The organism is Turicibacter sp. GALT-G1 (assembly GCF_025594995.1).
In the GTDB taxonomy this organism is placed as follows: Bacteria; Bacillota_I; Bacilli_A; order MOL361; family Turicibacteraceae; genus Turicibacter; species Turicibacter bilis.
This window is the reverse complement of the sequence record NZ_JAMQUS010000088.1, coordinates 21,463-30,242: the sequence shown is the minus strand read 5'-3', so window position 1 is coordinate 30,242 and position 8,780 is coordinate 21,463. Positions and strand designations below refer to the sequence as shown.

Sequence of the window (8,780 nt, the reverse complement as noted above, 5' to 3'; positions counted from 1 at the left end):
AGCAACCGGTCCAACAGGAGTTGGAGAAACATTGGCAGTAGGTAATACAACAACTGGAGAAGCTGGTTCTTCTGCAATTGTAACAGACCGAAATCCAACAGGACCAAACCATATTTTTGATTTTGTAATCCCGAAAGGATTCGACGGAGAAACAGGCCCAACCGGAGCAACAGGACCAACGGGAGCAACAGGTCCAACAGGTTCAACCGGTCCAACAGGACCAACAGGCCCAACCGGAGCAACTGGACCAACGGGCCCAACCGGAGCAACAGGTCTAAGAGGGGCAACAGGACCAACCGGAGCAACAGGTCCAACAGGTTCAACCGGTCCAACAGGACCAACAGGCCCAACCGGAGCAACAGGTCCAACGGGACCAACAGGTCCAACAGGTTCAACCGGTCCAACAGGACCAACAGGCCCAACCGGAGCAACTGGACCAACGGGAGCAACCGGACCAACAGGAGCAACGGGACCAACCGGAGCAACCGGTCCAACAGGAGCAACCGGACCAACCGGAGCAACCGGTCTAAGAGGGGCAACTGGACCAACAGGACCAACCGGTCAATGTGAATGCGAATGTAAATCATTGGGCGAAATGGTTGAAAATGGAGGAATGGAGTTATTCCCAGGAGGAGATAATCCAAAAGTTCCAATAGATTGGACTAGTACAACACCGAGTCGAATAAGTCAAGAGAGGGCGCAAGGTAGAGTTCATTCAGGACAGTTTTCTGTATCGTTAACTTTTGGAGATAATCCAAATACTAATTTGTCTCAAATAGTGGAGAATATTAATCCAGGATGCTTTTATAACTTTTCATTCTTTGCACATGCGGAAGGTCAAAATGTAGGCCTAATCGCAACAGTTACATTTTTGGATATGAATCAAAACCCATTATCAAATTCGTTAACTATCTCTGTCAGAAATCAAGACTTACAAAATAGTAATCGCTCCTTTGGGTACTATCGAGCAATTACTCCAATAGCACCAATAGGAGCACAATTTGCAGAAATTAAATTTGTTATAACCTCTGACACAAGCGGTTTAAAAGAAGTAGATATTGATGATGTCTCATTTTCTGTCGAGTAAGGATTAATTTAATTCTTATCTTTAAATAACATGTCATATAAAAAAGACCCTGTTAAGTAGTTAAAATAACTTACTTAATAGGGCCTTTTTATAAGAAAACTTGCTTTTTTATTATATTTTTAATAGATTAAGTAAAAATCTATTTATAATGCGTTTAATAATTTGATAGTTATGGGGTTAAAGTTGAGATCTTTTTTACTATCCTGAAAAAATTCATAGTAGCTAGTTATGTTTTTATTAAATAGCAAGAACTTTCAATTCAATCGCATTAATCGTTATTTGATCCGATTTTAGATGTTGTTTCAAAAGTCCACTTTGGTCTGCAACAATGAGATATTCTTTTTCAAGGTTTATATTAAATGGTTCGTGTGTTGGGTTGATAAAGATTTTAATTTCTTCGTATGGTCCATAAGCTTTAACATTAGAGATTGTATACTCAATGACACGATCATCTAATTTGTTAACTGTGACGTGTTGTTTGATTTCTTCTGCTGTGTTTAAGCGTAGGGCTTTAAGTTCTTTACGTAAGTTAATAAATCCTTTGACGAATTCCACCGTTTCTATGTATTCATCTTTGCGGTCCCAGTCCAATTGATTAACGCTATCTGGTGACATGTAAGAGTTATGATCGCCATCTTTTGTCCGGTTAAATTCTTGTCCTGCATGTAAGAAGGCAATGCCTTGAGAGACCAGAATTAAAGCCGTAATCATTTTTTGACGTTTTAAGCGTGTTTCTAATGATTCACAACGGTTTGATAACATGATTTTATCAAATAATGTCATATTATCGTGACATTCAACATAGTTTAACGTCATCGTTGGCTCTACAAATAATGCTTCCATTCCGATGTCCGTACAAGATCCTGCTACGACATTCATCGCACGATTAATATCTCCTGTATATCCTAAACCATATCCAATATCAGACATTTCTGTTTCAAATGGAGATCCTTTAATTCCACGTCCAAAACGATCATTGAAGTGGGCGATTTTTGGCATTTTTTTGTTATTATACATCATCGCTTTTGCTTCTTCTGGCATGATGGATGGCATGTTCCATCCTTCACCATAAACCATGACTGAAGCATCAATCGCCTGACACTCATCAGCGATTTGATTCATTGTTTCTGTATCTAAAATTCCCATTAAGTCGAAGCGGAATCCATCAAATCCATATTCTTTGACCCACATTTTACAAGAATCAATAATGAATTGACGACACATCGGGCGTAATGAATCAACATCATTTCCACAGAATGAACCATTTGAAATTTCACCATTTTCACCAAGTTTAAAATAATAATTAGGAACGATATTTTCAAATGATGATGTTTGACGGTCAAACATATGATTATAGACAACGTCCATAATCACTCTGAATCCTTTTTCATGTAATTTAGCAATCATTTGTTTCATTTCAATGATGCGTGAGTAAGGATTATGAACATCTGTTGAATAACTTCCTTCAGGAACATTGTATTGAACTGGATCATATCCCCAGTTATAAGTTTCAAATTGGTTAAGCTCATCCACTGATCCGAAATCATAAGTTGGTAATAATTGGATATGTGTGACACCCAGATCGACAAGGTAATCAAGACCTGTTAAAGTTCCACGACTTGTTCTTGTTCCTTCTTCAACCACGCCTAAAAACTTACCAACATGCTTAATTCCTGAATTTTTATGAACTGAGAAATCACGAACATGCATTTCATAAATAATTGCATCGGTATATGACTTAACCTCAGGTGCTAATTCACGTTTTGAATCTATTTTGATTTTTTCAGGGTCCACGATAACCGTGCGTTGATGATTAGGCGTAGAGGCAATAGCATACGGATCTGTTGCTTGATTCCATGTTCCATTCACTTTAACAAGATAAATATAAGAGGCGAGCTCTAAATCTTTAGAAATTGTAATCGACCAAACACCTTCATCTCCCTTTGTTAAATCGTAAGTCTCAATCCCATCCTTTGTTTGAACTTCAACTTTAACTTGAGTTGCGATCGGTGACCAAACTTTAAAGGTACTAGCTTCCTTCGTATAGGTTACACCTAAATCATGTCCATCATAATAAAAGGCCTCATCAAATTCCTTTGTTCTGACAACATATCCATATTGTAGTGGCACAGCTAGGTTATGATCATCAATCACCTTATAGTTTTTTCCTAACTCGAGAATAGGAGTTTCTAAGATATATTTCATATATTCGCCTTCATCGACTGTTTCTAAGATGTTTAGTAACGTTGTCGTTGATGTTTCATCTTTTAATCGAAAGGACTGGCTTTCCCCCTGGTAATAACTCTTATTTAAATAAGCCGTAATCGTTTCAAATGTGTCTAAATAAGCTTCAAATGTTTGAAGTTTACGCATAAAAATCCCCCTCATCCTAATGTTCACTTCATTATACCGAAAGAATGCTTAATTTGAAAGGGTTTTTATAAAATGTTGTGCTGTAACGCTTTACATGATGTTCGTTTAAATCGTCGCTGAGTACGAGTGGCAATAGTTGATGTAGATTTCCTAATTATAAAATGGCACTATCTGTCACATACTAATCTTAGGTTTTGGAAAAGATGAAGTCACTGTCTCTCGTTGTTTAATTCTAAAAGATATTCAATTGTGATAAAGGATACGATGACTATTCATTAAATAACGAGTTTTCCAAAATCAGATCATCATTTTGTATTGCAAGAAGAGATAAGTCATCTTGCTCTAATAAATGGAGAAGGTGATATGAAACGATGATGTGAGGCATTTGAATAGAAAGGAGTCATTATATGACGACGTATTTAGAGAAGATGTTTATTATTGAAGGGATCATTTTTGCCATTATTGGATTATTATTTTTTATCTTCCCGCTTCAGAGTATTATTAGCTTGAGCACTCTTATCGCGGTACTCTTTATCATTGTTGGGGTTTTAACGATTATTCGTAGTGGGACTCGCGAAGGAAAATGGTTTTATATCTTTAATGGTGTCATTAATATTTTATTTGGACTGGTATTATGGTTATATCCCATTTCAACCTTAGATCTTCTAGTCTTGATTTATGGAATATGGGTTCTTGTTCGAGGTGTTTATTTAATGTTTATCTCAATTAGAAATGGATATTTTGGATTCAATATTTATACCGTTTCAAATGCTATTTTAGTTATTTTTGGTGCCATTGTCGTCTTTCAACCTTTTTCAGCATTGATAACAGCGCCTTATTTTATTGGAACGGCTTTAATTGTGACTGCTTTAGGCGAGATATACCTTGGAGTTAAATTAAAAGATACTTTTAGATAAAAGAACCTAGTACGTAGGTTCTTTTTTATTGGTCAAATTTGTGTTATGATAGGAATACTCTATAAACTGATAAAAAATCTAGATCGTTTAAAATTTTGACTTATATGAAACAGAGATGGTGAAACGTAATGGAACTAGTATTAACGCAAAATCGGGCGGTAGGTGAGCGACAAAAAACTCATTTTATTCGCCATTTTTTAAATTTAAAAGGAAGTAGTAGTAAATATACAGCTATTTCATATGAACGTGATATTTTAGACTTTTTTCAAGTTGAAAAAATTGAGGAGATTACGATAGAACAAATTGTGGCTGTCAATATGTTTGATGTTGAACATTATTTATTAGATTTAAAAGGAAAAGGGTGTGCCTCAGCGACGATTAACCGTAAAGTATCCTCTTTAAGTTCACTCTATAAATGGCTGTTAAAATATCAAGATAACCGAACGGGAAGGGCGTTATTATATTTTAACCCATTTGGAAATCTTCGCGATGAAAAGCCGAAAGTGAATTCTAAAGAAACTGAGTTTCTAACGTCTGAAGAATGTGTGAAGTTATTAAGTGTGTTTGATACGAAGAAGATTTTAGATCTTCGTAATAAGACTATCATGTATTTAGCATTGACGACAGCACTCCGTAAATCAGAACTTATTAATATTAAATTAAAAGATATCGCAAAGTATGGGGAATATGATGTCATTCATGTCATCCGAAAAGGAAGTAAAAAGGATATGGTTAAGATTCAACCGATAGTTAAATCGCTCATTTATGATTACGTGAAGCGAACGGACCGTAATTTTAATGATCATGCAGAAGCTTATTTGTTTATTGGTCATTCAAGAAATAAACGAAATAATGAGAAGTTAGACCCAAGTTCATTAAATTATATGATTAAAGCTGCCTGTAAAAAAGCCGATATCAATAAGCATTTAAAGGTTCATTCGACTAGGCATACAGCGATTACCTTAGCGATTACAGGTGGGGCAAGTATTGAAAAGGTTCGTGATTTTGCAGCTCATCAAAATATTGCCACAACTAACCGTTATGTTCACTCGATTGATAAGTTAAAAGAGAATGCAGGAGACTTTATTCAATTAGATGATTTAGAATTTAATATAAAAAAAGCTTAGATGACTAAGCTTTTTTTATTATTCATCATTTTAGTTCGTATTTCTTTCAATCCAACATATGATTAACTATCAATCTAATGAATGAGGAGAGGAAGTTATGAACAAAAAATATCTATTTACATTATTTAATTTATTGAGTTATAGCTTTTTATTAATTACATCGACTTTAGTAAATGGAGCAACAGCCTTTTCAGTCCCAGATGCCCGACCTCTTATTACACCTGCTGGCTATGCATTTTTAATTTGGGTACTCATTTATGTTCTTTTAGGAATCTGGATCATTAAGTTTGGATTAAAGTCAACCCCGTATGATGAGGGTTATATGAAAGTGAGTCTTTTTTTACCCATTAGTCTTTTAGGTGCAGGAGGATCTTTATTAGCGGGACAACCTTTTGCGTCTTTATTTATAGTAGGAGCTTTGATTAGTGCGATGGGTTCTTATCTTTCATGTCAACATGCCAAAAAGAAATCTTTATTTTTTCGAGCACCATTCTCGATTTATTTAGGATGGTTATCTATTGCCACTATTGTTGAAATCTCAATTGTTTTAAAAGCAGCGGGATTTGCAAATTTATTAGGATTACCTGAAGTCTTTTGGGCTGTTTTTATTTTAATGTTTGCTGGATTTATAGCGATTGCGTTTAATATTAGTCAGAATGATTTTTTATATCCATTAGTCTTTATATGGGCCTATATAGCGATTGGCATTAAAAATTTAGATCAGCCAGTGATTTTTACCATCTGCTGTGGGGTCATTTTATTAATTGGATGGATGCTCGATCGAAATAAAAATCTATCTTCAAAATGATTCAAACATTTTATAATAATTTTTTACTCTTGTGAATAGGATGAATTAATCGAATAAACATGAGGGTGAAGTTATGTCTTTAGCAAAAGAAATTTTAGAATTATCGGTACAAGCGTTACAGCAGGACTATCCAACTTATCAATTTATGGTGCAACGTGATATTGCCTGGATTTTGCAAAAAAAGATGATTGAGTTGATTGAAAAAAAGGGGTATGCCCTAGAAGTTTATCAAGACTATCCGCTAAAAAGAGGGGGTAAAGAGTATAACGAGCATGAATTAGTCGTTGTTTCACAAGGAATGAATTATCGTGACATGTTTAAATCGTCTTCTCAAGTTGAGTTGGTCGTGCGTGTCCTATTTGAACCTTCACGTCATCGCCGTGATATTTGTGAGTATCATTTACCTCGAGTCTTAATGCCACAGTTTTTCTCGCAAATGAATGAATTAAAATCATTAGTTGAAATGAACAAGGCAAAAGATACGAAACTCATATTAGTTGATGAATATTCAAGACATCGACAGCAACTGAATCAAGAAGAACAAATGGATTGGCAATCTTGGGGAAGTTATGATGATCCAGGATTGAATGTTTCCGTATTAGTGATTTAATATTTTAAAAAAGCGCTAGTTTTCTTCAACTAGCGCTTTTTTGATCTCGTGAACGGTGGTGAGTACTTTTATGTGTGACTTTCGGTTTAAAGAGGTCTAAATGATGGCCTAGCTAACTCAAAATAGCAATCAAGATGCGATTGACAATCCTTTCTTTTAAAAGAACTCATTTCTCAAGCTCTGTTTTAAGTTTATTTATCTTTCACTTGTCTTCATACACTCATTTTATTAGCTCTGTTCCCCATGTTATTCATCATCAAATCCGTAACTCTAACCACTATAACATTTCTTCCGTTTGCTGAATTCTCATCTTCCTCTAATAGAGGGGGGGGGTTACTTTTATCTTTTTGACGAGGAATTGTTTTACCAATGAGTCGTTCTTTGTCTTTTAAATCATGGACTAGTTTATAAAACCCGTTGTTCAACAGGAATAGATCCCTGTTTTAAGCGGGATGATTTTGTAGATTTTTGCTCGTTCCATCAGCTACCGATTGCTTGTATGTTTCACGTTGTACTTTTTAATTTCCATTCGATTTATTATTCATCTCCTTTTTCTTCTCTTATTATTCGTTACGTTTTACTTATTAGTAATCCTTCATCGCTTCTGTCCGTTCTTATCCTTTCAGTTTAATTTATTCACTCTTTTTCATTATTTTTATTGTCGTTTTGCGTTAGTTTTTTGTTTTCCATAATTTAACTCGTCTCTTCCCTTTTTTTTATTCTTCATTTTTCTTTGTTCCCCCTTTTTTTTGCTTATTTTTAATCCCCTCAATTATATTCAATATAATAAAAGTTATATTGAATATAATATTTTGTAATTAGTTTTGTATACATTTGTAAACATAAGTAAACTTGTTGTATATGGATGTTTTATGCCTTGTATACTGATGTATACTTTTTGAAGGTGTAAACATGTAGGGTGTAAAAATACTAAAAAATATGCTATAATAGATAAAAATGTAGCAAAAAAGGTGAGAAAATGGCAGATGCAGTATTTAGTGTACGTATAGATGAAGAATTGAAGAATCGATTTCTCGAATTGGCACAACAAAACGGGATGAATAATAAAGATTTAATGCAAATGATGTTGACACAGTTTGAATTAGGACAAATCGGGACAGGATCTGATCAGTTCACACAAGATATTGATGAACTTCAACGTTTGACAAAGCGTATGGCGGACATTTATATCAATATGGTAGAGCGCGTACAATTACGTGAGTTAGAAACTAAGAATAAAGAAAATCAACAACTTTATGAGCAAGAAGAAGAAATCGCGCAATTAAAAGAACAACTTTCACAATTAGAAGAAAAAGAACGACAAATCCAACAATTAAAGGATCAAGTCAAAGGTTTAAAACAAGAAGTTACTGTTCAAAAAGAAGAGCGACGTAATTTAAAAGATTTAAATGATTTACTACGGGAGAAAAATAGTGAATTAGAGAAGAGATTTGTTGAAGTTGAAGTCAAAATCGAAACAGCAGATGTAGCTTTAGAGGAGTTAACTAAACTTCGAGCGTTAATTGAAGACAAAGAAGAGGAAGTTAAACGTTTAAATCGTCGAATTCATGTGATTGAAGATGAGAAAGAAGAGCAAAAGAATAAGTTTTCAGAAAAAATGAATCAAAATCAAGTGGCAATGGAGCAAGAGATTGAGTTGCTAAAACGAAAACAAACGCTTGAATTACAAGAATTGCGTCTTTTATTACAACAAGACCACAGCGAAAAGATCGAAAAGTTAAAAGAAGACTATGAATCAAAGGTCGTGCAATTAGTCCAAGAAAATGACGGATTGAAAAGGCAGTTAGATCAACAGTTATCAAAAGGAGAAGAATCAGCAATCTAATAATAAAAGGGG

General features: G+C 34.6%; 6 protein-coding genes and 1 pseudogene. 6 read left to right on the top strand and 1 reads right to left on the bottom strand.

What is annotated here, in order from left to right:
• Window positions 1–1,087 (top strand): annotated as a pseudogene (locus NEH74_RS12860) (hypothetical protein); the annotation flags it as partial.
• Window positions 1,088–1,324: 237 nt separating this feature from the next.
• Here the strand turns inward: NEH74_RS12860 and pulA are convergent.
• Window positions 1,325–3,460, bottom strand: coding sequence for a type I pullulanase (gene pulA / locus NEH74_RS12855; RefSeq protein WP_055305150.1), 2,136 nt, complete (start codon window positions 3,458–3,460; stop codon window positions 1,325–1,327).
• Between the two features lie 407 nt (window positions 3,461–3,867).
• On the opposite strand from pulA, the gene NEH74_RS12850 reads away from it, so the two are divergent.
• The 5 genes from NEH74_RS12850 to NEH74_RS12830 all read left to right on the top strand — a co-directional run bounded on the left by NEH74_RS12850 (window position 3,868) and on the right by NEH74_RS12830 (window position 8,768).
• A complete protein-coding gene (locus tag NEH74_RS12850; RefSeq protein ID WP_055305148.1) occupies window positions 3,868–4,377 on the top strand; it encodes an HdeD family acid-resistance protein in 510 nt (169 codons plus the stop codon).
• A 128-nt stretch (window positions 4,378–4,505) separates the two neighbouring features.
• The gene (locus NEH74_RS12845) at window positions 4,506–5,504 is read left to right on the top strand and encodes a tyrosine-type recombinase/integrase (protein WP_055305146.1); all 999 of its coding nucleotides are present in this window, start codon (window positions 4,506–4,508) and stop codon (window positions 5,502–5,504) included.
• A gap of 97 nt (window positions 5,505–5,601) precedes the next feature.
• On the top strand, window positions 5,602–6,312 hold the full coding sequence (locus NEH74_RS12840; protein ID WP_262941446.1) for a hypothetical protein: 711 nt from the start codon (window positions 5,602–5,604) through the stop codon (window positions 6,310–6,312).
• Window positions 6,313–6,385: 73 nt separating this feature from the next.
• Entirely contained in the window at window positions 6,386–6,922 is a 537-nt protein-coding gene (locus NEH74_RS12835; RefSeq protein ID WP_262941445.1) for a hypothetical protein, read from the top strand.
• Between the two features lie 979 nt (window positions 6,923–7,901).
• Window positions 7,902–8,768 carry a hypothetical protein gene (locus NEH74_RS12830; protein WP_262941444.1) on the top strand — a complete coding sequence of 289 codons (867 nt, stop codon included), beginning with the start codon at window positions 7,902–7,904 and terminating at the stop codon, window positions 8,766–8,768.
• The last annotated feature ends 12 nt before the right edge of the window (window positions 8,769–8,780 follow it).